The organism is Eggerthella lenta DSM 2243, from assembly GCF_000024265.1.
Lineage (GTDB): Bacteria > Actinomycetota > Coriobacteriia > Coriobacteriales > Eggerthellaceae > Eggerthella > Eggerthella lenta.
The window spans coordinates 2,493,691-2,515,514 of the sequence record NC_013204.1; the positions used below are offsets into that span (position 1 = coordinate 2,493,691).

The 21,824-nt window shown below is 63.7% G+C and carries 20 protein-coding genes and 4 tRNA genes; 4 read left to right on the forward strand and 20 right to left on the reverse strand.

Translation table 11 applies throughout. The features are described 5' to 3' along the window. Positions 1-5 precede the first annotated feature (5 nt). Positions 6-1,856, reverse strand: coding sequence for an FAD-binding protein (locus ELEN_RS10635; protein ID WP_009306274.1), 1,851 nt, complete (start codon positions 1,854-1,856; stop codon positions 6-8). A 1,641-nt stretch (positions 1,857-3,497) separates the two neighbouring features. Then, on the reverse strand, positions 3,498-5,459 hold the full coding sequence (asnB, locus tag ELEN_RS10640; protein WP_009306275.1) for an asparagine synthase (glutamine-hydrolyzing): 1,962 nt from the start codon (positions 5,457-5,459) through the stop codon (positions 3,498-3,500). Positions 5,460-5,717: 258 nt separating this feature from the next. Between asnB and ELEN_RS10645 the strand changes: the two genes are divergently transcribed. Together ELEN_RS10645 and ELEN_RS10650 are read left to right on the forward strand one after the other, a co-directional pair. After that, positions 5,718-7,004 carry a carboxylate--amine ligase gene (locus tag ELEN_RS10645; protein WP_009306276.1) on the forward strand — a complete coding sequence of 429 codons (1,287 nt, stop codon included), beginning with the start codon at positions 5,718-5,720 and terminating at the stop codon, positions 7,002-7,004. Between the two features lie 27 nt (positions 7,005-7,031). After that, positions 7,032-7,394: a DUF1648 domain-containing protein gene (locus ELEN_RS10650; RefSeq protein ID WP_009306277.1), complete on the forward strand. Its 363-nt coding sequence runs from the start codon at positions 7,032-7,034 to the stop codon at positions 7,392-7,394. Between the two features lie 4 nt (positions 7,395-7,398). Here ELEN_RS10650 and map read toward each other — a convergent pair whose 3' ends face one another. Next, complete coding sequence (gene map / locus ELEN_RS10655) at positions 7,399-8,169, reverse strand: type I methionyl aminopeptidase (RefSeq protein ID WP_009306278.1); 771 nt, start codon at positions 8,167-8,169, stop codon at positions 7,399-7,401. 185 nt (positions 8,170-8,354) lie between these two features. Between map and ELEN_RS10660 the strand changes: the two genes are divergently transcribed. Then, on the forward strand, positions 8,355-9,677 hold the full coding sequence (locus tag ELEN_RS10660; RefSeq protein ID WP_015760974.1) for a hypothetical protein: 1,323 nt from the start codon (positions 8,355-8,357) through the stop codon (positions 9,675-9,677). Between the two features lie 45 nt (positions 9,678-9,722). Here the strand turns inward: ELEN_RS10660 and ELEN_RS10665 are convergent, their stop codons facing one another. The 17 genes from ELEN_RS10665 to ELEN_RS10745 all read right to left on the reverse strand — a co-directional run bounded on the left by ELEN_RS10665 (position 9,723) and on the right by ELEN_RS10745 (position 20,339). After that, positions 9,723-9,935, reverse strand: a complete 213-nt coding sequence (locus tag ELEN_RS10665) for a type II toxin-antitoxin system antitoxin (RefSeq protein ID WP_009306281.1) — start codon at positions 9,933-9,935, stop codon at positions 9,723-9,725. Positions 9,936-9,990: 55 nt separating this feature from the next. Then, positions 9,991-10,965, reverse strand: a complete 975-nt coding sequence (locus ELEN_RS10670; RefSeq protein WP_009306284.1) for an SPFH domain-containing protein — start codon at positions 10,963-10,965, stop codon at positions 9,991-9,993. Between the two features lie 241 nt (positions 10,966-11,206). Continuing rightward, the gene (gene rplA / locus ELEN_RS10675; RefSeq protein ID WP_009306286.1) at positions 11,207-11,920 is read right to left on the reverse strand and encodes a 50S ribosomal protein L1; all 714 of its coding nucleotides are present in this window, start codon (positions 11,918-11,920) and stop codon (positions 11,207-11,209) included. 114 nt (positions 11,921-12,034) lie between these two features. After that, positions 12,035-12,535, reverse strand: a complete 501-nt coding sequence (gene rplK / locus ELEN_RS10680) for a 50S ribosomal protein L11 (RefSeq protein WP_009306288.1) — start codon at positions 12,533-12,535, stop codon at positions 12,035-12,037. A gap of 116 nt (positions 12,536-12,651) precedes the next feature. After that, positions 12,652-13,182, reverse strand: coding sequence for a transcription termination/antitermination protein NusG (gene nusG, locus ELEN_RS10685; protein WP_009306289.1), 531 nt, complete (start codon positions 13,180-13,182; stop codon positions 12,652-12,654). 4 nt (positions 13,183-13,186) lie between these two features. Continuing rightward, positions 13,187-13,642 (reverse strand): preprotein translocase subunit SecE, encoded by a 456-nt coding sequence (gene secE, locus ELEN_RS10690; protein ID WP_009306292.1) that lies wholly within the window; start codon positions 13,640-13,642, stop codon positions 13,187-13,189. Positions 13,643-13,748: 106 nt separating this feature from the next. Next, a tRNA-Trp gene (locus ELEN_RS10695) sits at positions 13,749-13,825 on the reverse strand. A gap of 24 nt (positions 13,826-13,849) precedes the next feature. Continuing rightward, on the reverse strand, positions 13,850-13,999 hold the full coding sequence (gene rpmG / locus ELEN_RS10700; RefSeq protein ID WP_009306293.1) for a 50S ribosomal protein L33: 150 nt from the start codon (positions 13,997-13,999) through the stop codon (positions 13,850-13,852). A gap of 108 nt (positions 14,000-14,107) precedes the next feature. Beyond that, positions 14,108-15,310, reverse strand: a complete 1,203-nt coding sequence (tuf, locus tag ELEN_RS10705; protein ID WP_009306296.1) for an elongation factor Tu — start codon at positions 15,308-15,310, stop codon at positions 14,108-14,110. 83 nt (positions 15,311-15,393) lie between these two features. Continuing rightward, positions 15,394-15,470, reverse strand: a tRNA-Met gene (locus ELEN_RS10710). A 13-nt stretch (positions 15,471-15,483) separates the two neighbouring features. After that, positions 15,484-15,559, reverse strand: a tRNA-Thr gene (locus ELEN_RS10715). 6 nt (positions 15,560-15,565) lie between these two features. Further along, positions 15,566-15,650 (reverse strand) — tRNA-Tyr (locus ELEN_RS10720). Between the two features lie 197 nt (positions 15,651-15,847). Next, the gene (locus ELEN_RS10725; RefSeq protein ID WP_015760975.1) at positions 15,848-16,369 is read right to left on the reverse strand and encodes a DNA-deoxyinosine glycosylase; all 522 of its coding nucleotides are present in this window, start codon (positions 16,367-16,369) and stop codon (positions 15,848-15,850) included. A 10-nt stretch (positions 16,370-16,379) separates the two neighbouring features. Continuing rightward, on the reverse strand, positions 16,380-16,892 hold the full coding sequence (locus ELEN_RS10730; RefSeq protein ID WP_009306299.1) for a YbhB/YbcL family Raf kinase inhibitor-like protein: 513 nt from the start codon (positions 16,890-16,892) through the stop codon (positions 16,380-16,382). Positions 16,893-16,983: 91 nt separating this feature from the next. Then, the gene (locus tag ELEN_RS10735; RefSeq protein ID WP_009607879.1) at positions 16,984-18,153 is read right to left on the reverse strand and encodes a coiled-coil domain-containing protein; all 1,170 of its coding nucleotides are present in this window, start codon (positions 18,151-18,153) and stop codon (positions 16,984-16,986) included. Positions 18,154-18,426: 273 nt separating this feature from the next. Continuing rightward, positions 18,427-20,013 (reverse strand): sodium/proline symporter, encoded by a 1,587-nt coding sequence (locus ELEN_RS10740; RefSeq protein WP_009306305.1) that lies wholly within the window; start codon positions 20,011-20,013, stop codon positions 18,427-18,429. Positions 20,014-20,156: 143 nt separating this feature from the next. Then, positions 20,157-20,339 carry a hypothetical protein gene (locus tag ELEN_RS10745; RefSeq protein ID WP_009306308.1) on the reverse strand — a complete coding sequence of 61 codons (183 nt, stop codon included), beginning with the start codon at positions 20,337-20,339 and terminating at the stop codon, positions 20,157-20,159. A gap of 181 nt (positions 20,340-20,520) precedes the next feature. On the opposite strand from ELEN_RS10745, the gene ELEN_RS10750 reads away from it, so the two are divergent. Then, positions 20,521-21,807 (forward strand): aspartate aminotransferase type Ic, encoded by a 1,287-nt coding sequence (locus tag ELEN_RS10750; RefSeq protein WP_009306310.1) that lies wholly within the window; start codon positions 20,521-20,523, stop codon positions 21,805-21,807. Positions 21,808-21,824: the final 17 nt, after the last annotated feature.

The following is a 21,824-nucleotide window of genomic DNA, read 5'->3' on the forward strand; positions in this document are numbered from 1 at the left end:
CAACCCTACTGGGCGTCCAACAGCGACTTCGCCGCGATCCACCCGGTGATCCAACTGGTGCCCACCCCGCCGAACACCGTCGAGTTCCAGAAGCAGCCGTAGTTCGCCTCGCCCGACAGGCCGCCCGCCGTGGTGGCGTTGGCGTACAAACCCTCGATGAGCGAGCCGTCCTCGCGCATGACCTGCAGATGCTCGTCGGTGCGCAGGCCGCACATCGTCTTCGCCATCTGGCTGCCGATGATGGCCCCGTAGAACGGCGGCTTCACCACGGGATGCAGCCACGAGGGGTCGTACGGCGTGGACATCTCGTCATCCACGCCCTTCTCGCACAGCTCGTTGTACTCTTTCACCGCGCGCACCAGCACGTCGCGGTCGAGCAGCAGCATATCGGCCAGCTCCTCGATGGTGTCGGCCTTCTTCACGGCGCCGCGCTCCACCGCCTCGTCGACCTCGGCCAGCCAGTCTGCCGACACGAGGCCCTTCGTGTCGATCAGCGTGCTCGGGTCGGTGATGGGAATGCGGTTGCGGTCGGTGCCCTCGTCGGTGAGCACGTTCTTCTCGAACACGGTGGTCGGGAAGTCGGAGTCGCAGATGGAGTACACATGATGTCCCACCGCCGACATCCAGGCCGCGCAGTTGCTCAGGTCGCCCATCTGCCCGCCCGGGTTCGCGAACAGCTCCTGCGTGGCTGCGAAGTACGGCTGGCGGTTGCCCCGCTTGTCGATGATGAGCCACGGGTTGTGGAACAGCTGGCGCTCGCCGTGCCAGAAATAGTGCCAGAACTGGCCGTCGCCGCCGGCCGTCTCCTCGTCGATGGCGCCTTCCCAACAGCTCCACGAATCGAAGCCGGAGAAGTCGGCGCCCATGCCCAGACCCATGCGGAAGGCTTCGCCCGTATGCGACGGCATGGGACCGCCTTGCACGGTGCCCTCGTAGGCGCTCGGCAGGTAGGCGCGGATCAGGTCGCGGTTCATGCCGAAGCCGCCCGCGCACAGGATGACGCCCTTCTCGGCCTTGACGTAGCGCTCCTTGCCATCCGGCCCCTTGGCCACGACGCCCACCACGCGACCGCCGTCAGCCACGAGCTTCTCGCACTTCGTGGACAGGCGGATGTCGGCGCCCGCTGCCAGCGCAACGGCTTCCATGGCGTTCGTGGGGTTGTTCATGCCCAGCACCACGCTCTGCTTGCCGGCGTGGACGTCGGCGTCGTGCCAGATGGGCCCGAAGCATTCCATGTTCATGCCGTCTTGCTCCATGATCCAGTCGCACGCGGGACCGGACATGAGCAGCTGGTTCATGAGGAACTTCTCGTCGATGGAGTAGGCGTTCTGCTCCTCGTACATGCGGGTGAACGCCTTCACGTCGGGCGGGAACGTGGGCACGCTGAACTCCAGCGCGTTCTGGTCCTTCGAGCCGCCGAACACGTTGGCGAACGTGCAGGCATGGCGGCTCGCACCGCCCACCTGGCCCTCTTTCTCGATGCCGATGACCTTGAGCCCCTGCTGGGCGAGAAACGCCGTGGCCACGATACCGCCGCCGCCCACACCGACGATGACCACGTCGGCCTCGTCGTCCCACGACGCCGGCGGCTCCACCGGCAGGATGGGCGCCGCGTCGGGCAGGTTGGCGTCGTGCACGCGCTCCACCAGGCGCGCGGTGATCTCGTCGGTCGGAGCGGCGGCGTCGGCGGCAGCCGCCTGCTTCGATGAAGCCGGTGCTGCGGCGCATCCCGTCAGCGCCATTCCGCCCAGCGCAGCGACGCCGGCGGCCAAGCCGCCCTTGACGAACGTCCTGCGCGAGAAGCCGCCGTTCGCGTTGTTCGATTCCCCATGATTGGTTGTTGCAGACGTATCCACGTGATCCCTCCGGTCACTCGAATGTATGCGGTGCCAAAGCCGTGCAAGGCCCAGGCATCGTCGCTGATGTCCCTCGAGGCGATGTTTCGTTCAACACGTGTTTCAACGCTGCAAGCGTATCATGGGGCGGTCGCCTCCCCCGTCATGCATGCATTGACGGCCCGGCAACTTCTCGTTGTCGCAAGGGAGCGCTGTCGCAGCTGCGCGAGGGATGGCGGGGAGGCGCTGCGTCGACGGGTTGGCGGGTTGGCGGGCGGTTGGCGGGTTGGACGCGAAACGGCTCCTATGACAGTTTCGGCGGTCGAGTCGGGTATCGACGGTCGCACGTGGATTTCGTCACCTGGGATCATACGACCGCATGAGGCGATAAGGCGCGTCAAAGCAGGTCGAAGCCGCCTTGCGATTGTCATGGGAGCCGTTTCGCGCCCAACCCGCCCCCACAGCTGCCTGAAAAATGCCCCGCCGCACGTTTTCACAAGGCGATGTGCAGCAAAAACGAGGTTTTGGCACGAGGAGTCCTCGCACCCGAGACGGCACCGCGGCAAAACCCCAGATGACACTCGACCGCGCCCCGGAAACACGGCACCCGACCTCGAAAACACGTCGTCCCAAGCGGTCAAGACTGCCAAAACCTCGTTTTTGCTGCACACGAAGAGCGGAAGGGGCGGAGCGGAGTGGCCCGAAACCGATTTCAATCCCCGCACCTTTCATGAGGGTGCGACCGTCGGCATGGCTGTGGCGCAGTGACTTCGATACCAATTTCAATCCACGCGCCCTGCATGAGGGTGCGACCGCCGGACGCCTTGACCGGCTCGATCCCGTAGAGACTTCGATCCACGCGCCCTGCATGGGGGTGCGACTTCAAGCTTCGGGTCTGCCGCCTTGAGCCAATCGAATTTCAATCCCCGCGCCCTGCATGAGGATGCGACCGCAACGATCATGGCATAGAGAAGGAATCGAGCACAATATCCTGCATTCCGTGCAAGCAGCCAACCGCACTGTCTCAACCTCGACGATCGAATCGATCCCGCATCGGGTGCGAACCTCCCGCATCGATCATGTTCGCCTTTGATTCGCACTCAGTCGAATTTGCAGCATCCTCCGCCGCCGCTTTTCGCAAAGAAGGCCCTGCCGTCATCATGACTGCAACGAAAAGGGCGTCTCCTGAACAAAAATCGCCGACGTTGGATGCTTTGCTCGACCATCGCCCCAGCCAAAGCCTCCCCCGCAATCAACGTGCAGGGAAAACGCCGACGAACAAGCGGGCAAGAAGAAGCGCGAGCGTTCACAACATCGAACGTCGACGCTTTTTGTGCAAATTCGGCCGATGACAAGCCGCCCGATACGGCAAGCAGCGCGCACATGGCCGCCGCGGAATCCTGGTATGATCAGGCCGATATGGCTATCCTCACTCAAGAATATAGCAGTCCGGAAGTCGTCCGACCTGCGGTTTCACAATCGCACCGGCGGACATGGCCGACCGAAGGCGCGCAAAGGCTCGCATATGGACGTGATCTTGCCAAAATTTCGAACGCACCCCGCTCAGGACACCGATCTTCCTCGCGCGCGCCGGACGGCCCTCCCCCGAAACGCAACGCGCCCGGCTGGTCGGCCGGGCGCGCACACTCCAACACAGTCGCTTTACGCCACCTGCGTCTTCGGCTTCAGCTGCTCGCTCGATTTCCCGAAGAACACCTCGTACCAGCACAGGAAGCAGTAGATGTTCCAGATGCGCATCATCTTGAGCTTGCCGCGACCCTCGACCGTGCTGAAGTCGGCCGACTTGTGGTCGTCGAGCATCTGCACGAGGTAGTCCACGTTGAAGAACTCGTGCGCGGCCTCGCCCGTGAACGCTTGCTTGATGCGGTCGTAGTACAGGTCGGTCTGCAGCCACACGGTCAAAGGCGTGATGAACGGCTGCTTTGGCATGTTCGCCACCTTCTTCTGGAAGCCCAGCTTGCTGGCGGCCACGCGCAGCGCGTACTTCGCGTGGTCGTCGTCCACGCGACATGCCGTGGGCAGCTGCAGCGCCACGTCGAGCACCTTCTTGTCCAAGAACGGCACGCGCAGCTCAAGCGACTGCGACATGGACATCTTGTCGGCCTTCAGGCAGATGTCGAACGGCATGTAGCTGACCATGTCCACGTACTGCGTCTGCGTGATGATGTCCAGGTTCTGCTTCGCGGCCTCGTCGAAGTGCGGCTTGCACCACTCCCACGGCTTGCAGGGGCCGTCGTAGTCTTTCAGCACGTTGGGGATCTCGTCCCACATGTAGTTCATGCTCGCGCGCTGGTAGCTCTTCTCCGGCCCACCCGAGCCGCGCATGGCGAAGCGGCGCCCGTGGAAGGACGGCAGCTTCTCGGCCACCGCGCCCGCGGCGGCGCGCAAAGGGCGCGGCACCTTGAAGTACTTGTCGAACTCGAACTGGTCGTGGTAGATCCAGTAGCCGCCGAACAGCTCGTCGGCGCCCTCGCCCGACTGCACCACCTTCACCTGTTCGCGCGCCAGCTTGCTGACGAAGAACAGCGGGATGGCGCTGGGTGCGCCCAGCGGCTCGTCCATGTGGTACTGCTCGGTGGGCACGATGTCAAGGAACTCCTGCGCGTCTACCTTTACCTGCCAGTTCGGCAGCTTCGCCCACTCGGCGAAGGCGGTGGCGTCGTCCAGCTCGTTCAGCTTGATGTCGAAGTCGGGCAGCGCGTTGATCTCGGCCAGCTTGTCCTCGCAGCCGATATCGTAGCCCACCGAGAACGTCTTGATGTCGGGCGCGTGCTGGCCCATGCAGTACGCGGCCAGCGAGCTGTCGATGCCGCCCGACAGGAAGCTGCCGATCTCCACGTCGGCGATCTCATGCGCCGCCACCGACTCGTCGAACACGCGGTTGATCTCGTCGGCCCACTCGTCCAGACCCTTCGACTCGTCGATCTTGTACGTGATATGGTAGTAGCACTCGACGTTCAGCTTGCCGCCCTCGAACACCATGAAGTGGCCGGGCAACAGCTTGTGCACGTCCTTAAACATGGTCTGCGAGTCGTTCATGTACTCGAAGCACAGGTACTGCGGCAGCATCTCGCGGTTGAGTTCCTTCTTGAACGCCGGGTGCGCCAGAAACGCCTTGATCTCGCTGCCGTAGATCAGACGGTTGCCGTCGTGCTGGTAGTAGAACGGCTTGATGCCGAACAGGTCGCGCGCGCACACGAGGCGCTTCTTCGGCGCGTCCCAGATGGCGATGGCGAACATGCCGCGCAGCTTCTCGAACACGTCGGTGCCCCACGCCTCGTAGCCGTGGACGATGGTCTCGGTGTCGCCGTTCGTGACGAACTCGTAGCCCAGCGCCTCAAGCTCGGCGCGCAGCTCCTGGAAGTTGTAGATCTCGCCGTTGAACGTGACGGTCACCGTGCCGTCGGCGTTCTGCATGGGCTGGCGCGAGCCCTCGAGGTCGATGATGCTCAAGCGGCGGAAGCCCATGGCGATGTCGTCGTCCACGAAGAAGCCCTCGTCGTCGGGCCCGCGATGGGCGATGCGATCGGCCATGTCCTTGACAACGGCCTTGTTGGTATCGGTATCGTAATCGACCGCGGTGAATCCCACGAATCCGCACATATGATCGGCTCCTCCTGCGTGCGCGCCTGCGCTTCTCGCGCGGCGGGTGCGTTCATATCCTTCGGTATGATACGCCACCGCCGCGCAATCCCCAAGGGCGGCGATGGAAACCCCATATCCAGACGCAGCCCCCAGCCCGCGGCCAACGGATCGCCGCCCCGCGTTTCTCGGCTCTTCACGGAGATTCGCTTCCCGCGCCACGCCGAAAGCGAGCTATGGGATAATGCTGCGGTATACCGTACATAAGGAGAACCCGACATGCCCGCTTCACCCCGCATCGCATCTACCGCCGACGTCGCGCGCCGATTGCAGCCCGTCGTCGTAGGCGGCGACATCCTGGCCTACAGCTACGTCCGCGAGCTGCACCGCGCCTACGGCGTCGAGCGCACCATCGTGCTGGCCACGCAGGACATCAAGATGCTGTCGTCGAGCCGCTTCACCGACTACCGCCTGGAGCCGCTCATCCACGAGCCGGAAGGCCTCTACGACGCGCTCGAGCGCGTGGCCGCCCAAGTGCGCGCCGAGGACCCCGACCGCGTGCTGCTGGTGCTGGGCTGCGACGACTGCCACGCGCGCATGCTGTCGTCGGGAAAGCCGCGCTTGGAAGCGGCCGGCTACACGGTTCCCTACATCGACTTCGACCTGCTCGACGACATCACGCAGAAGCGCCGCTTCTACGAGCTGTGCGACGAACTGGACATCCCCTACCCCCGCACCTGGTACTTCGACTGCGGCGAGAGCGGCCCAGCCGAGCTGCCGGTGCAGGACTTCCCCTACCCGCTGATCGCGAAGCCGTCGAACTCGGCGCAGTTCCAAGACGCCGACATCCCCCGCAAGCGCAAGATCTACGAGATCGAAAGCGCCGAGGAGCTGGCTCAGGTGTGGCGCGACATCCGCACCTCCGATTACGACAACGAGCTGGTGCTGCAGGACTTCATCCCCGGCGGCGACGACGCCATCCGCACGCTCACCACATTCTCGGACGCCTCGGGCGAGGTGCGCGTGGTGTCGGGCGGCGTCGTATGCCTGCAGGACCACGACCCCACAGCACTCGGCAACCCGCTGTGCATCATGGGCGAGCGAGAGCCCGAGATCATCGCGTGCGCCAAGCGCTTCCTCAAGCGCACGGGCTACCGCGGCTTCGCGAACTTCGACATCAAGCTGGACGAGCGCGACGGCTCGTTCCGCTTCTTCGAGGTGAACACGCGCTGCGGCCGCAACACGTACTACATGAGCCTGGGCGGCCAGAACTTCGTCGAGCTCATCGTGCGCGAGTTCCTGCTGGGCGAGACCATCGACTACCGGGAGGCGTACGATCCGTTCGTCTACAGCTGCGTGCCGCGCTACGTGCTGGATCGCAGCATGGAGAACCGCGCGCGCCTGCAGCAGGCCCTCGAGACGCTGCGCCGCACCCCCGAGCCCTACCCGTTGCACTACGCGCCCGACTCGTTCATGCACAACGTCTGGGCGAAGGTGATGCACGTGAACCAGATCCCCAAGTTCAAGCGCTTCTACTGGGACACCGACGGCAAGCAGCTGAAGTAACGAATCACGCGGAAAGGCGGCGCGCCGATGAAGATGAAAGCCTGGGAGTGGGCGGTTTGGATCGCGCTTTGCATCGCGCCGCTCGCCGCTGCGGCGGCAGCGCTCGGATCGCTGCCTGACACCATCGCGCTGCATGCCGGCGTACACGGCGTGATCGACCGGTACGGCTCCAAGTACGAGACGCTGCACATAGCGGCCATCCTGGGTCTTCCCAACCTTGCTCTCATGCTCGTCTCTTGGAAAGCGCCTGCACTCTTCGCCAAGGGAACCATCCACGGCGTCGACAGCCCTCGCAGCGCACGCATCCTCTTCCTGGTGATCGGCTCGATCGAAACCATCATCGCCATCGGGGTGGTGCTCTCGTTCGGACGCGGCGCCCTCGCAGGCTAGCGCCCTACACCGGTCGCCTATGCCCCTCTTCGGTGGTCAGGATCACGGGGCCGTCCTCGGTGATGGCCACCGTCTTCTCGAAGTGCGCCGACGGCAGGCCGTCGCGCGTGCACACGAGCCACCCGTCGGGCATCTGGCGCGTCTTGTACGTGCCCAGGTTGATCATCGGCTCGATGGCCAGCACCATGCCCGCCTCCAGCTTCACGCCGGTGTGCTTGCGGCCGAAATTCGGCACGTTGGGATCCTCGTGCATGTCGCGCCCGATGCCGTGCCCCACGTACTCGCGCACCACGCCGTAGCCCGCTTCCTCGGCCACGCTCTGCACGGCGTGGCCGATGTCGCCCAGCCGGTTGCCCGGTCGCGCGGCGTCGAGCCCGGCCCACATGCACCGCTCGGTCACGTCCAGCAGGCGCTTCTTCTCCGGCGAGATCTTCCCCACCGCGTACGTCCACGCGTTGTCGCCCACCCAGCCGTCCACGATGGCGCCCGTGTCGATGGAGATGATGTCGCCCTCCTTGAGCACCACGCTGCGCGAAGGGATGCCGTGCACGATCTGCTCGTTCACCGATGCGCAGATGGAGCCGGGGAACCCGCCGTAGCCCTTGAACGCGGGCACGCCGCCTTCCGCCCGGATGAGCGCCTCGGCCAGCTCGTCCAGCTCGAGCGTGGACACGCCAGGCCGCACCTGCGCGCCTACTTCGCGCAGCACCTTGGCCGACACGCGGCCCGCTTCCTTCATGGCCTCGATCTCGGCCGGGGACTTCCTGATGATCATACGCGTTCGCACCTTGCCTTGTACGCCGTTGTTTGCCGTCGCCCAGTATAGCACTGCCGCCCCGGCTTCCGAGGCCGTTACATCCCTCCCACGACCCCGAAACGCCTCCGCGGCGGGCGGCAACGCGCGCGAGCGCCGCCTCTAGCATGGCAAGGGCAACCGTCAGCAAACGAACAGGAGGCTCTATGAACCCGTTTGACCAGAAACCGACGAAATCCCTTGAGGACATGATGCTGGACTGGAAGGATCTTTCGCCCCGCCCTTACAAGAAGCTGGAAACCGATCCGTACACCAAGGCGCGCATCATCCTCATGAACGGTATCGAGGTGGAGGCCGTGATGTTCGGCCACAACTTCAACCGCAACTGCGAGGACAACGACCTGCGCCGCGACCTCGCCCTCATGCGCCGCATCGAGGCCGGTCAGCAGAAGCACGTGAACTGGCTGTCGCCCTCCGACGAGACACCGCTTGAGACCACCATCGGCTACGAGCAGCTGGCCGTCGACCTCACGGCCTGGCTCGCCATGCACGAGCCCGACGCGTACGCGAAATCCTGCATGGACTTCGCCCTGCTCGAGGACTTCGACCACCTGTACCGCTACGCGAACCTGCTCAAGGTCGACGAGGACCTGCCCGCTCACGAGCTCGTGCTCGACACCATCGAGATCACGCCGGGCCGTCCCACCGTCGCGCACCATCGCCATCCGTTCGACTCGTTCCGCGCCCCGCGCAACGCCAAGACCGCCGACATCCGCACGATCCTCGGCGCGCTCATCCTGACGGCCGGCGAGCAGCAGACCATGAACTTCTACATGAACCTGGGCAACACGCAGCCCGAAGGCGTCGCGCGCGACCTCTACCTGGAAATCGGCATGGTCGAGGAAGAGCACGTCACGCACTACGGCGCGCTGCTCGACCCTTCGGCCACCTGGCTGCAGAACCTGCTTCTGCGCGAGTACATGGAGACGTACCTGTACTATTCGTTCTACGAGACCGAGGTCGACCCGTACGTGAAGAAGATCTGGGAGCAGCACTTCGAGCAGGAAGTCGGGCACCTGCACAAGGCCGCCGACCTGCTGTACAAGCACGAGAACATGGAATGGCAGTCGCTCATCCCCGACGGCGAGTTCCCCGAGCTTCTGGACTTCCACCCCACGAAGGACTACGTGCGCGAGGTGCTGGACGAGCAGGCGACCCTCACCGCGAAGGAAGAGGAGTTCGTCGAACTGGACGAGCTGCCCGGCGACTACCGCTTCTTCGGCTGGAACGACCAGGTGAACGGCCGCATTCAGAACGTGCCCAGCCACCGCGTCATCCGCGAGGCGCAGAAGAAGGACGGCGAGGACTACCGCATCGAGGACCAGCCCAGCCCGGTGCGCGCGCTGCGCAACCGCAAGGAGGACAACACGAAGCTCGGCCGCGTGCAGGGCTCCGAGCACGACTCCTCCCGCGCTCCGGCGCGCGAGAAGCTGGAAGAAGTCGTCGAGCGCGAAGAGGTGCTGGCATAACCGCCCTCCCCTTTCCTGCCCGAACGAACGGAAGCGCCCGCGGAATCACTCCGCGGGCGCTTCTTCGTCTCCCGTGCGTCCCGGATGCCCGGGCTGCCGGCCGCCTTCGTCCTTGAGGCGCCCCGCGTCCTTGAGCGCCCGGCGCAGGATGAACTCCACCTGGGCGTTCACGCTGCGCAAATCGTCGGCGGCCCACCGTTCGATGCCGGCCCACACCTCCGAATCGATGCGCAGGGGATACTGTTTTCGCTTCGCCATAGCTTGCCACCGAAGCTGCGGCACGGCGCGTGGCGCCGCGCCGCAGCGTTCCTTCCTACTGGTACAGCGTTCCCGTGTTCAGCACGGGCTGCGCGTCGGACTCGCCGCAGAGCACCACCATGAGGTTCGACACCATGGCGGCCTTGCGCTCGTCGTCCAAGTCTACCACGTTCTTCGCCGACAGCTCGGCCAGCGCCATGTCCACCATGCTCACCGCGCCCTGCACGATCTTCTCGCGGGCGGCGATGACGGCTTCGGCCTGCTGGCGGCGCAGCATCGCCTGGGCGATCTCCGGCGCGTACGCCAGGTGCGTGAGGCGCGCGTCGTCGATGACCACGCCGGCCTTCTCCAGGCGCACCGCCAACTCTTCCTTGAGCGCCTCGGACACCTCCTCGATGTTGCTGCGCAGCGTGATCTCGTCTTCGGGCTCGCCGGGCATCTGGTCATAGGCGTACGTGGTGGCCACATGACGCAGCGCCGTCTCGCTTTGCGTATGCACGTAGGTGTTGTAGTCGTCCACGTCGAACAGCGCTTTCGCCGTGTTCTCGACGCGCCACACGATGACGTCGGCGATCTCGATGGGGTTGCCGCACTTGTCGTTCACCTTGAGGTGCTCGCCGTTGTACGTGCGGGCGCGCAGCGAGACCTTCGTGGACTTCGCGATGGGCTTGCCCGTGGCCACGTCGACCGTGGAGCCGGCGTTGCGGGAGTAGAACGGGTTGGCCCAGTGGAAACCTTCGTCGCGCACGGTGCCCTTGTAGTCGCCGAACAGGATGAGCACGCGCGCCTGGTTCGGCTGGATGGTGAAGAAGCCCATCAGCAGCAGGACGGGCGCCACGCATACGGCGACGATGCCCGCCACCAGCAGCGCAATGCCGAGCGTTTGCGTCGCGGTCGTGATAGGCGCATCATCGGGCGGAGCCATGGTCGCCCCCGTCACGATCAACGCGACGCACAGCGCGACGACGGCGAGCAGAAGCGCCAGCATCGGCCAGCCGCTCCTTGCATGAACGGTCTTCTCGACGGACATGATGATCCCTTTCTCTCTCAGGCTCCGCGCCCCATGCGCTCGCCCGCCACCTCAGCGAGGTGATACGAATATGATATCACATTGAGATCGTTATAGGAAGCGTGGGGGCGAAGGGCTCCGCATCGCCTTCCTCCCCGTCGAGCATAGGCGTCTCAGAGTGTTTCACATGAAACATTTGTTCGTTCATGATGCAAAAGAAAAGGAGCCTCTCGGCTCCTTTTCATGGTTCGTGCTCGTGCGCTTATTCAGCGGCGGGCTCCGTGTAGTTGCGGTTCACGGACGGATCGACCTTCACGCCGGGGCTCATCGTGGAGGACACCGTGATGGACTTCACGTACTTGCCCTTCGCGGCGGCCGGCTTCATACGGAGGATCTCGTCGTACACGGCGCCGTAGTTCTCGGCCAGCTGCTCGGCGGTGAAGCTCACCTTGCCGAGGATGACGTGCGCGATGCCGTAACGGTCGGCGCGGTACTCCACGCGGCCGCCCTTGAGCTCGTTGATGGCCTTCGCCACGTCGTTGGTGACGGTGCCCAGCTTCGGGTTCGGCATGAGGCCGCGGGGGCCGAGGATCTTGCCCAGGCGACCGACCTTGCCCATCTGATCGGGCGTGGCCACGGCGGCGTCGAAGTTGAACTCGCCGGCCTGGATCTGCTGCGTCAGCTCGTCGGTGCCCACGATGTCGGCACCGGCCTCTTCGGCGGCACGGGCGGCTTCGCCCTCGGCGAACACGGCCACGCGGACGGTCTTGCCCGAGCCGTTCGGCAGGCTCACGGTGCCGCGGAGCTGCTGATCGGCCTGACGGGTGTCGATGCCCAGGCGGAAGTCCGCCTCCACCGTCTCGTCGAACTTCGCGAACGAGACCTCCTTCACGAGGGCCATGGCCTCGAGGGGGGCGCGGGTCTCCTCGCCGACCTTCTCGAGAGCGGCGCGATAGTTCTTGGAAAGCTTCGTCATGGTTCTTCCTTTCGTGGTGAGTAGCGAGCGCCCTCGGCGCCCTTCCACTGCGTTCTATCGAACAACGGCCGCCTTTCCGGCGGCCGGTCATTCCCTACGTCGGGCAGCTGGAGGCTAGTCTTCCAGCGTCTTGCCCTGAAGCATGGCCGCGACCTTCTTGGAGGGCACGTACTTGATCTTCATCTCGCGACCCTCGATGCGCACGCCCATGCTGCGAGCCGTGCCGGCGATGATCTCCATGGCGGCCTCGATGGTATTGGCGTTGAGGTCGGGCATCTTGATCTCGGCGATCTCGCGGAGCTGATCCTCCGTGAGCGTGCCGACGGGCTGCACGTGCGGCAGGCCGGAACCGCTGTTGATGTTCAGCTTCTCCTTGATGAGGACGGCCGCCGGCGGGGTCTTGCACACGAAGGTGAACGACTTGTCCTCGTACACCGTGATCTCGACCGGGATGATGGTGCCGGACTGGTCCTGCGTCTGGGCGTTGAACGCCTGGCAGAACTGCATGATGTTGACGCCCTGGGCGCCGAGGGCCGGGCCGACCGGAGGAGCCGGGTTGGCGGCGCCCGCGGGGATTTGCAGCTTGATAAAGCCGGTTTGCTTCTTTTCAGCCATGAGAGCTTCCTTTCAGCTGAGTAAAATCATCTAGACAAATCTATCAACAAAGCGGCATAGGTCGAATGAGAAGCCCCGGTCCACGCGGGCACGCGACGCCGCTTGTGTTCGCACCTTTAAATCTTGGCCACCTGATCGAACGAAAGCTCGACCGGAGTCTCGCGGCCGAAGATGGAGACCATGACCTTCACCTTGCCGGCATCGGGCGACACCTCGGACACCACGCCGTCGAACTCGGCGAGCGGACCCGAGACCACCTTCACCGACTGCCCCACTTCCAGGCTCGACGAAGTCTTCTTCGGAGCCTCGCGGCTCGTGCGCTTCATGATCTTGTTGTACTCGTCGCGCGTGAGCGGCGCAGGGTTGCCGTCGGCACCCACGAACCCCGTCACGCCCGGGGTGTTGCGAACCGCAGCCCAGCTGCGATCGTCCAGCTCCATGCGGACGAGCACGTAGCCCGGGAACACCTTCTTCTCGCTCTCGACGCGACGGCCGCCCTCTTTGATCTCGGTGACCATCTCTGTCGGGATCTCGATACCGAAGACGTTGTTCTCGAGACCCATCGTTTCGATGCGCGTCTCGAGGTTCTTCTTGACCTTGTTCTCGTATCCTGAATACGTGTGCAGGACGTACCACTTCTTCGCCATGCGCTTAGACCCCCAAACCGGAAATTGCAATCAGCAGCGGCGTGATGACGACGTTGTCGAGCACGGCAACGTACACGCCGAAGAACACGAGCGCGACTACCACGACGACGCTCCAGCGCAGGACGTCCTGCTTGGTCGGCCACGTGACGCGCTTGAGCTCCGAGCGAACGTCCTTGAGAAACCCGAAACGACGCTTCTTCGCAGGCTTCTTCTCAGGAGCCTTCTCGACCTTCTTCTCGACGGCTTTCGCAGAGGCCTTCGCCTGCTTGCCGCCGTCCACGGCCGCGTCGCTTTTTTCGGCCTTCTTGAAGAACCGCTTCTTAGGCGCCTCGGTCGCAGCAGCATCGGCCTCGGCGTTCTTGTTCGCCTTGGCAGCGGCCTCTTCCTTCAGCGCCTGCTCCTTGCGGGCTGCGCGTGCGGCAGATGCCTTCGCTCGCTGTGTCTTTGATTTCTTCGCCATCTGATTCCTTAACCGGGGATTCGTATCCGTGTAAACGCCAAACAAGCAGCCTGATCACAAGCTGCTCATCCAAGCAACCTGATGCAAGCTGCTCATATACTCGAGCTGGCAGGCCAGGAGGGACTCGAACCCCCAACATGCGGTTTTGGAGACCGCCGCTCTACCAATTGGAGCTACTGGCCTATGCTCGTGCAAACCTCTGACGCGCTATCGGGTCTCTTTATGCACCGTGTGGCACTTGCACCACTTGCAGTACTTCTTCAACTCGATACGATCAGGATTGTTCTGCTTGTTCTTCTTGGTCGTGTAGTTACGGCGCTTGCACTCCGTGCACGCCAAAGTGACCAACGTACGCATGAATTCTCCTTTATGCCTCAACTGAAACGAGCTTGGATCTCATACACATGAATTTTCATGAGCGGGGCCCGCTTGGAGCGGGCCCCGCCGAATCACGCTAAAACGGTGTTACTTGATGATCTTCGTAACGCGACCGGAGCCGACCGTGCGGCCACCCTCGCGGATAGCGAAGCGCAGGCCCTCTTCCATGGCGATCGGGTGAATGAGCTCGCCCTTGATCTCCACGTTGTCGCCCGGCATGACCATCTCGGTGCCCTCGGGAAGGTGGGCAACACCCGTCACGTCCGTCGTGCGGAAGTAGAACTGCGGACGGTAGCCGTCGAAGAACGGCGTGTGGCGGCCGCCCTCTTCCTTCGTCAGGATGTAGACCTGACCCTCGAACTCGGTGTGCGGGGTCACGCTACCGGGCTTGCAGAGAACCTGGCCGCGAACGATCTCCTCGCGCTTGACACCGCGGAGCAGGCAGCCGATGTTGTCGCCGGCCTGAGCCTCGTCGAGCAGCTTGCGGAACATCTCGATACCGGTGCAGACCGTGTTCTGGGTCTCCTTGATACCGACGATCTCCAGCGGGTCGTTGACATGCAGCGTACCGCGCTCCACACGACCGGTGGCAACGGTGCCACGGCCGGTGATGGTCATCGTGTCCTCGACGGCCATCAGGAACGGCTTGTCGACCATGCGCTCCGGCGTCGGGATGTAGGAGTCGACGGCGTCCATGAGCTCCCAGACCTTCTCCTGCCACTCTTTGTCGCCCTCGAGAGCCTTCAGAGCGGAGCCACGGATGATCGGGGTGTCGTCGCCCGGGAACTCGTAAGAGTCGAGCAGCTCGCGAACTTCCATCTCGACGAGCTCGAGGAGCTCCTCGTCGTCGACCATGTCGCACTTGTTCAGGAAGACCACGATGTAGGGCACGCCGACCTGACGGGCGAGCAGGATGTGCTCGCGGGTCTGGGCCATCGGGCCGTCGGTGGCGGCGATAACGAGGATGGCGCCGTCCATCTGAGCAGCACCCGTGATCATGTTCTTGACGTAGTCAGCGTGACCGGGGCAGTCGACGTGAGCGTAGTGGCGGGAATCCGTCTCGTACTCGATGTGAGCGATGGAGATCGTGATACCGCGCTCGCGCTCCTCGGGAGCCTTGTCGATGTTCTCGAACGCCGTGAAGTCGGCACGAGCGGAGCCGTGCGAGCCGTCGTTCTCGGACAGCGTCTTGGAAATGGCGGCCGTCAGGGTCGTCTTACCGTGGTCGACGTGGCCGATGGTACCGATGTTAACATGCGGCTTGGAACGCTCGAACTTCTCCTTAGCCATGTTTCATCCTCCTTATAGGATATTTTCGCGAAACGAAAACAAAATAACGACGCGTCCGACAAAGCGGACGCGAAATAATACAATGGTAGCGGTGACTGGATTTGAACCAGTGACGCCACGGGTATGAACCGTGTGCTCTAACCAACTGAGCTACACCGCCAGGTAGCAAAAAATGGAGCCTGCGATCGGACTTGAACCGACGACCTCTTCCTTACCAAGGAAGTGCTCTACCGACTGAGCTACACAGGCGAAAAATGGTGGGCGCGCTAGGATTCGAACCTAGGTAGGCATAGCCAACGGGTTTACAGCCCGTCCCCTTTAGCCACTCGGGCACACGCCCATAATTCGCTGCTTAATTCATGTGTATTTATCAAGCTGCCTGCCGCGCTTTTCGGTGAACCCGAACGCGCGAGCAGGAGAATAATACGCTAGGAACATCGGCGTGTCAACTGTCTACACGCCCCCGGGCGTGTCTCCACGATTCCTCCTTTTCTCGACCTCTCCGCCCAGCGAATCGAGCGACGACCTCGCAGAAGCTCATCGCCCGCCGCCGTCCCGGCGTTCCAAAGTTTCGCGAATCGGCAAATACGCTTTCACAAGATCGTCGAGGCGCATGCGCGCGTTCGCAGGACTGGTGGAAGGAAGTCCCGTGTGCGCAAGGCCGGGAAGTTGCGGCGCGCCGAAGCGGCGATAGAGCGCCGTCGCCTTCGAGCCCGTGGTGAACACGGCTTCGAGCGGCGCCGCCTCGGCAATGCGCGAAAGATTGTTCGCAACGGGGTCGACGATGCTCGCATCCGAAGCTCCGACGATAGCGCAGGACGACAGAACGTCCCAAAGAGCGATGCCGTGCGCATAGAGAAACGCCGTGCGTCCCTCGATGCCGAGCGGCTCGGGCTCGTCGAACAGCGCGCCCATCACCTTCCAGAACCGGTTTTGCGGATGCCCGTAGTAGAATCCGATCTCGCGCGATTTCGGAGAAGGCATGGTTCCCAGCACGAGCACGCGCGAATCGACTGCATATATAGGTTCGAGCGGATGCTCGATGCGAACGGCTTCCACGAGCCCTCCCCTATGCGCGGCTGGGCAGCTCGAGCGAAGCCTCGTCCAGCACATGCCCGCGAACGGCGCGCCTGAACTCGTTGAGGAAGTAGCCCTCGGACAAACCGAGCTCGCAATCGAGCGCGTACACGGTCAGCGTGTAGTCGTGCGTCTTGTCAGGCGGGTACGGGCCCGCGTAACGATGGATGATGCGCGGGTCGGTATGGCTGCCTGCCAGAGGCGACCAATCGCTGTTCGAGCCCTGTACGCAAGCCAGCTCGCCCGAGGCGCTGGCGTTCTCGGGAACGAGCGTCGTGTCCGGCGCGATGTCGCACGCAAGCCAATGGATCCAGCAGAAGCCGCCTACGGGGACGGCGTCGTAGTCGAGAAACGTGAGCGCAAGCGAGCGCGCGCCTTCGGGCACGTCGGCGATTTCTATGGGAAACGAGCGGACGGGATGCCCGTCCAGCTGGTACGCTTCGGGGGCGTGCTTGCCGAAGCGATCGGGCAGCAGCCCGTTGTCGAGCTCGACGAATATGCGCATGGTCGATCTCCTTTCGCGCGGAACCAACGGTTGGCACCGTGGTATAGAAGAAGGGAGGGCCGAAGCCCTCCCTTAGTGATCGTATGAAGCCTTAGAACTGCAGCGCGTTCGTGAACTGCGCCCACGACAGCGGATCGGTGTCGCGCACGTACGCGTTGAAGGTGGGAGCGTGCACGTAGTGCGAGCCGCCTGCACTCACCGCGATACCGACGTGACCGTAACGCCACAGCACGTCGCCCGGACGCGCCTCGGAAACCGATACGACGCGCGCGGCTGCCGCGTACTGCGCCTCGCTCTGGTGCGGCAGATACATGCCCACCTGGCGGTACGCCCACGTGACCAAGCCGGAGCAGTCAAAGGAGTCGGGGCCTTCGGCACCCCAGATGTAGGGGCAGCCGATACGGCTCATAGCGTAGCCCACGACCGAGTCGTAGGAACCGACCGGACGGGACGGATACACTACAGAACCGCCACCACCGCCGCCGCCGGACGAACCGCTTCCGCCGCCGGAGCCGGAACCTGAACCGCCGCTAGCGCCGCCACCGCCGCCGCCGGGATTCACCGCCTGCTCCGCCTGGCGCTGACGCTCGGCCTCGGCCGCAGCCTCCGCCGCCGCAGCGGCCGCCGCCGCAGCCTGCTCCTGCTGAAGGAGCTCCTGCGCTTCGGCATCGAGGGAGCTGACCAGCTCGGTAGCCTGGTCGACCTTGGCCTGGACATCGCTTTGGATCTGTTTGGCTTCCGCAGCCTTGGCCGAGGCGATTTGCTCTTGGCGAGCGAATTCGTCCTTGGCAGCCTGCAGCTCTTCGCGCAAGGTCTTCGTCTGGTCGACCATATCGGCGTCGTTCTCGTTCATCTTGTTGAGAAGATCCCAATTCTGGGTGAACTCTTCGAACGAGGCGGCACCCAGGACGAAATCGACGAAGCTCGTGGATCCGTTGCGGTACATGTTGCGGGCACGCGTGCCCAGCTTGTCCTGCAGATCGCTGATCTGGCTGTTAGCGTCGTCGATTTTGGCCTGCTGATCCTCCATCGCCTTCTGCGCGGCATCGCGCTCGTCGAGGGCGGAGTAATAGCTGATTTCGGCAGCCTCGAGATCGGCCTGCAAGCCGATCAGCTGGTTGCGCACCGCATCGGCCTCGGCCTGCTTCTCAGCAGCCGTCTCTGCGAACGCGGTCGTCGGAGCCAGAACGGAAAGGGCGCCGAGCGCGGCCGCGCCGGTGAGGAATGTTCGCCTGCTCAGTCCGATTGTATGCTCGCTCATGTATGAAATCCTCCTAGATTGAGCACGTAGTATGTATGGGCAAAAGCTGAACGCATGATACCACGTTCGCGCCGATGGTCAAAAAAGGTTGTGAACGCGTTTCATAAGCCCAGTTCAAAGCCGCCACATGGGGCGATGTCGAAGTGCCGCAGCCGTATCCTTCACGTCACGAAACCACAAACAAGCCCTCCATCAGGCATGACGGGAAAAAGAGGAGGCCACCAAGTGTTGTGGTGGCCTCCTCTAGATGTTGTGCAACCGTGAACGATCCGACTACTGCACGACCTTTTCGACGGCGGCTCCCCCTTCGTCCATGTAATGGTCGAACTCGTTCGCGACCGCCTCCGACGGGGCGGGCGTGAGCAGCGACACGATGATGATGGCGGCGAACGACAGGACGAACGCGGGGAGCAGCTCGTAGATGCCGAACACGCCGCCGAGAGGCTTGATGAAGTTGTGCCAGACGAGCACCGTGACCGTACCAGTGATCATGCCGGCCAGCGCACCCTGCATGTTGGCGCGGCGCCAATACAAGGCGCACAGGGTGAGCGGGCCGAACGAGGCGCCGAGGCCCGCCCAAGCGTAGGACACCACCCCGAAGATAGAAGAGTTCTCGTCGTACGCCACGATGATGCCGAACATGAACACCGCGATGAGCGTGAGGCGCGCCACGATCATGACCTGGCGGTCGGTGGCGTCTTTCTTGACGACCCCGCGGAAGATGTTCTCAGCCACCGAGGAGCCGGCGATCAGCAGGTACGAGGACGAGGAGCTCATCGACGCCGCGAAGATGCCCGACACCACTACGCCGCACATGAACGGCGGCAAGATCATCTGGGACAGCACGATGAACACGTTTTCGGCCTGAGCCTGCGTGGCGAAGTCGACGGGAATGATGACGCGGCCCACCAAGCCGATGCAGATGCCGCAGGCCAGCGACACGACGCACCATACGACCGCGATCACGCGCGACTTCTTCACCTCGTCAGCCGAGCGGATGCCCATGAATCGCACGAGCACCTGCGGCATACCGAAGTAGCCGAGGCCCCACGCCAGCATCGAGGCGATGGTGATGAGCGGGTACTCGGCCGCGTCGCCGAACAGGGGCGTCCCGTTCTCCACGAGCTGCCGGCCCGCGTCGTCCACGAGGGGCACCGCTATCTGGGTGCCGCTGAGGAAGCCGGGGATGTTCTGCAGGAACGCGACGGTGTTGTCGACGCCGCCCGCCCAGGCGACCGAGCCCACGAACACGGTGGCCAGCGCGAAGAACATGAGCACGCCCTGCACGAAGTCGGTGGTGACCACCGAAAGGTAGCCGCCGACCAGCGTGTACAAAAACACGATGATGGCGCCGAGCACCATCATCGTGGCGTAGTCGAGGCCGAACAGCGTGGCGAACAGCTTTCCGCACGTGACGAAACAGCTGCCCACGTACACGCAGAAGAACACCATGATGATGAGCGCGGCCACCGTGGACACGATGTTCTTACGGTCATGGAAGCGCTTGCTGTAGAATTCCGGCAGCGTGATGGAATCGCCCGCCACCACGGAATACTTCCGCAAACGCTTCGCCACGAACTTCCAGTTGAGATACGTGCCGATGGCAAGGCCGATGGCGGTCCACATGGCGTCGGACGCACCGGTGAAGTAGGCCACGCCCGGCAGGCCCATGAGCAACCAGCCCGACATGTCGGACGCCTCCGCCGACAGCGCCGTGAGCCACGGCCCCACCCCGCGGCCGCCGAGGAAGTACTCGGCCGTCGACGAGTTCGAGCGCTTCGCGTACACGAACCCGATGGTGAGCACCGCGACGAAATACAGGAGCATCGCGAATACGACCCAAAAATCGTTGGAAACCACAGGTGTCTCCTCCCCTCTTCTCTATGCGAAATGAGGGAATTATACGACAACGGCGCGGGTCGAAGCGCGACTAATTGCGGCGGAGGCAGGTCATCGCCCCCGCCGCCCCGCCTCATGCAGGATGAAGGGACTTGGAACGAAGCCTACTTTTCGGCTTTCTCGGGGTGGCCGTGGTCCTTCTGCCAGCGATCCCAAGTGGAGTAGCAGATGGCGGCGCGCTGGTCTTGATCGGGGAACTTGTCCTTCTCGTAGCGGGTGATGTGCTCCATGCAGCGCGAGATGTAGGTTTCCTTCTTCTCGTTGGCGCGCGGGTCGGGTATGGGCATGAGGGCCTCCTTTCGTCGGATGCCCGCATCGTAGCGCGCGGAGCTTCCGGCGCAGCGGAGGGCGGCGGAGCCGTTGCACGCGGGACACCGGACCGTCGTTCGGCGAAAACGCTATCGACGGCCTTTCCCCTTAACCTTATACTGGGGATCGTACGCACGACTCACAATGGAAGGAAGCACGATGCCCACGTACGCGGAGATGGATAACGTTCAGCTGGCAGCGCTCAAGGAGGAGCTGGAGCGCGAGTACGGCGAGATCAAGGCGCGCGGTCTGGCGCTGAACATGGCGCGCGGCAAGCCCGCCAAGGCGCAGCTCGACCTCAGCATGCCGCTGCTGGAAACCGTGACCACGATGGAGGACTGCGTGGCCGCCGACGGCACCGACTGCCGCAACTACGGCGTGGGATTCGGCCTTCCCGAGGCCAAGGAGTTCATGGCCTGCATGCTGGACGACGAGCCGGACAACGTCATCGTGTTCGGCAACGCCAGCCTCAACATCATGTACGACACCGTGGCGCGCTGCTGGATGTTCGGCACGCTGGGCTCTGAGCCGTGGGGCAAGCTGGACACGGTGAAGTGGATCTGCCCCGCTCCCGGCTACGACCGCCACTTCGGCGTGACCGAGGAGTTCGGCATCGAGATGATCCCCGTGCCGATGACCGACGAAGGGCCCGACATGGACGAGGTCGAGCGCATCGCCGCCTCCGACGCCTCCGTGAAGGGCATCTGGTGCGTGCCGAAGTACTCGAACCCCGGCGGCACGACGTATTCCGACGAGACGGTGCGCCGCCTGGCCGCCATGGAGTGCGCCGCCGACGACTTCCGCATCTTCTGGGACAACGCGTACTGCGTGCACCATCTGTTCGACGACGCGGCCGAGCAGGATCAGCTGCTCGACATCGCCGCCGCCTGTCGCGAAGCGGGAACCGAGGACCGCTGCTTCAAGTTCGCCTCCACCTCGAAGGTGACGTTCCCCGGCGCGGGCATCTCCGCCTTGGCGGCGAGCCCGGCCAACATCGCCGAGATCAAGAAACGCGTGGGCGTGCAGACCATCGGCCACGACAAGCTGAACCAGCTGCGCCACGTGCGCTTCCTGCGCGACGCCGAAGGCCTGGCGGCGCACATGGCCAAGCACGCCGCCATCCTGCGCCCGAAGTTCGAGCTGGTGAACGCCAAGCTGCAGGAGGGACTCGACGAGGTGGGCGGCTGCTCGTGGTCGAACCCGCGCGGCGGCTACTTCGTGTCGTTCGACGCACCGCAAGGCTGTGCCAAGCGCGTCGTGACCCTGGCGAAGGAAGCAGGCGTCACGATGACGGGCGCAGGCGCCACGTACCCGTACAAGCAGGATCCGAACGACAGCAATATCCGCATCGCCCCCACCCTGCCGCCGCTGGAGGAGTTGGACGAGGCTATGGACGTGTTCACCGTCTGCGTGAAGCTGGCCTACGTGGAGAAGCTGCTGGGCTAGACTGCACGCCCGGCTTG

Excerpts from the sequence above, each read along its gene's own strand:
- asnB (WP_009306275.1), bottom strand. The coding sequence starts at position 5,459 with ATGTGCGGATTCGTGGGATTCACCGCGGTCGATTACGATACCGATACC.
- ELEN_RS10645 (WP_009306276.1), top strand. The coding sequence starts at position 5,718 with ATGCCCGCTTCACCCCGCATCGCATCTACCGCCGACGTCGCGCGCCGA.
- ELEN_RS10650 (WP_009306277.1), top strand. The coding sequence starts at position 7,032 with ATGAAGATGAAAGCCTGGGAGTGGGCGGTTTGGATCGCGCTTTGCATC.
- map (WP_009306278.1), bottom strand. The coding sequence starts at position 8,169 with ATGATCATCAGGAAGTCCCCGGCCGAGATCGAGGCCATGAAGGAAGCG.
- ELEN_RS10660 (WP_015760974.1), top strand. The coding sequence starts at position 8,355 with ATGAACCCGTTTGACCAGAAACCGACGAAATCCCTTGAGGACATGATG.
- ELEN_RS10665 (WP_009306281.1), bottom strand. The coding sequence starts at position 9,935 with ATGGCGAAGCGAAAACAGTATCCCCTGCGCATCGATTCGGAGGTGTGG.
- ELEN_RS10670 (WP_009306284.1), bottom strand. The coding sequence starts at position 10,965 with ATGTCCGTCGAGAAGACCGTTCATGCAAGGAGCGGCTGGCCGATGCTG.
- rplA (WP_009306286.1), bottom strand. The coding sequence starts at position 11,920 with ATGACGAAGCTTTCCAAGAACTATCGCGCCGCTCTCGAGAAGGTCGGC.
- rplK (WP_009306288.1), bottom strand. The coding sequence starts at position 12,535 with ATGGCTGAAAAGAAGCAAACCGGCTTTATCAAGCTGCAAATCCCCGCG.
- nusG (WP_009306289.1), bottom strand. The coding sequence starts at position 13,182 with ATGGCGAAGAAGTGGTACGTCCTGCACACGTATTCAGGATACGAGAAC.
- secE (WP_009306292.1), bottom strand. The coding sequence starts at position 13,642 with ATGGCGAAGAAATCAAAGACACAGCGAGCGAAGGCATCTGCCGCACGC.
- rpmG (WP_009306293.1), bottom strand. The coding sequence starts at position 13,999 with ATGCGTACGTTGGTCACTTTGGCGTGCACGGAGTGCAAGCGCCGTAAC.
- tuf (WP_009306296.1), bottom strand. The coding sequence starts at position 15,310 with ATGGCTAAGGAGAAGTTCGAGCGTTCCAAGCCGCATGTTAACATCGGT.
- ELEN_RS10730 (WP_009306299.1), bottom strand. The coding sequence starts at position 16,892 with ATGCGCATATTCGTCGAGCTCGACAACGGGCTGCTGCCCGATCGCTTC.
- ELEN_RS10735 (WP_009607879.1), bottom strand. The coding sequence starts at position 18,153 with ATGAGCGAGCATACAATCGGACTGAGCAGGCGAACATTCCTCACCGGC.
- ELEN_RS10745 (WP_009306308.1), bottom strand. The coding sequence starts at position 20,339 with ATGCCCATACCCGACCCGCGCGCCAACGAGAAGAAGGAAACCTACATC.
- ELEN_RS10750 (WP_009306310.1), top strand. The coding sequence starts at position 20,521 with ATGCCCACGTACGCGGAGATGGATAACGTTCAGCTGGCAGCGCTCAAG.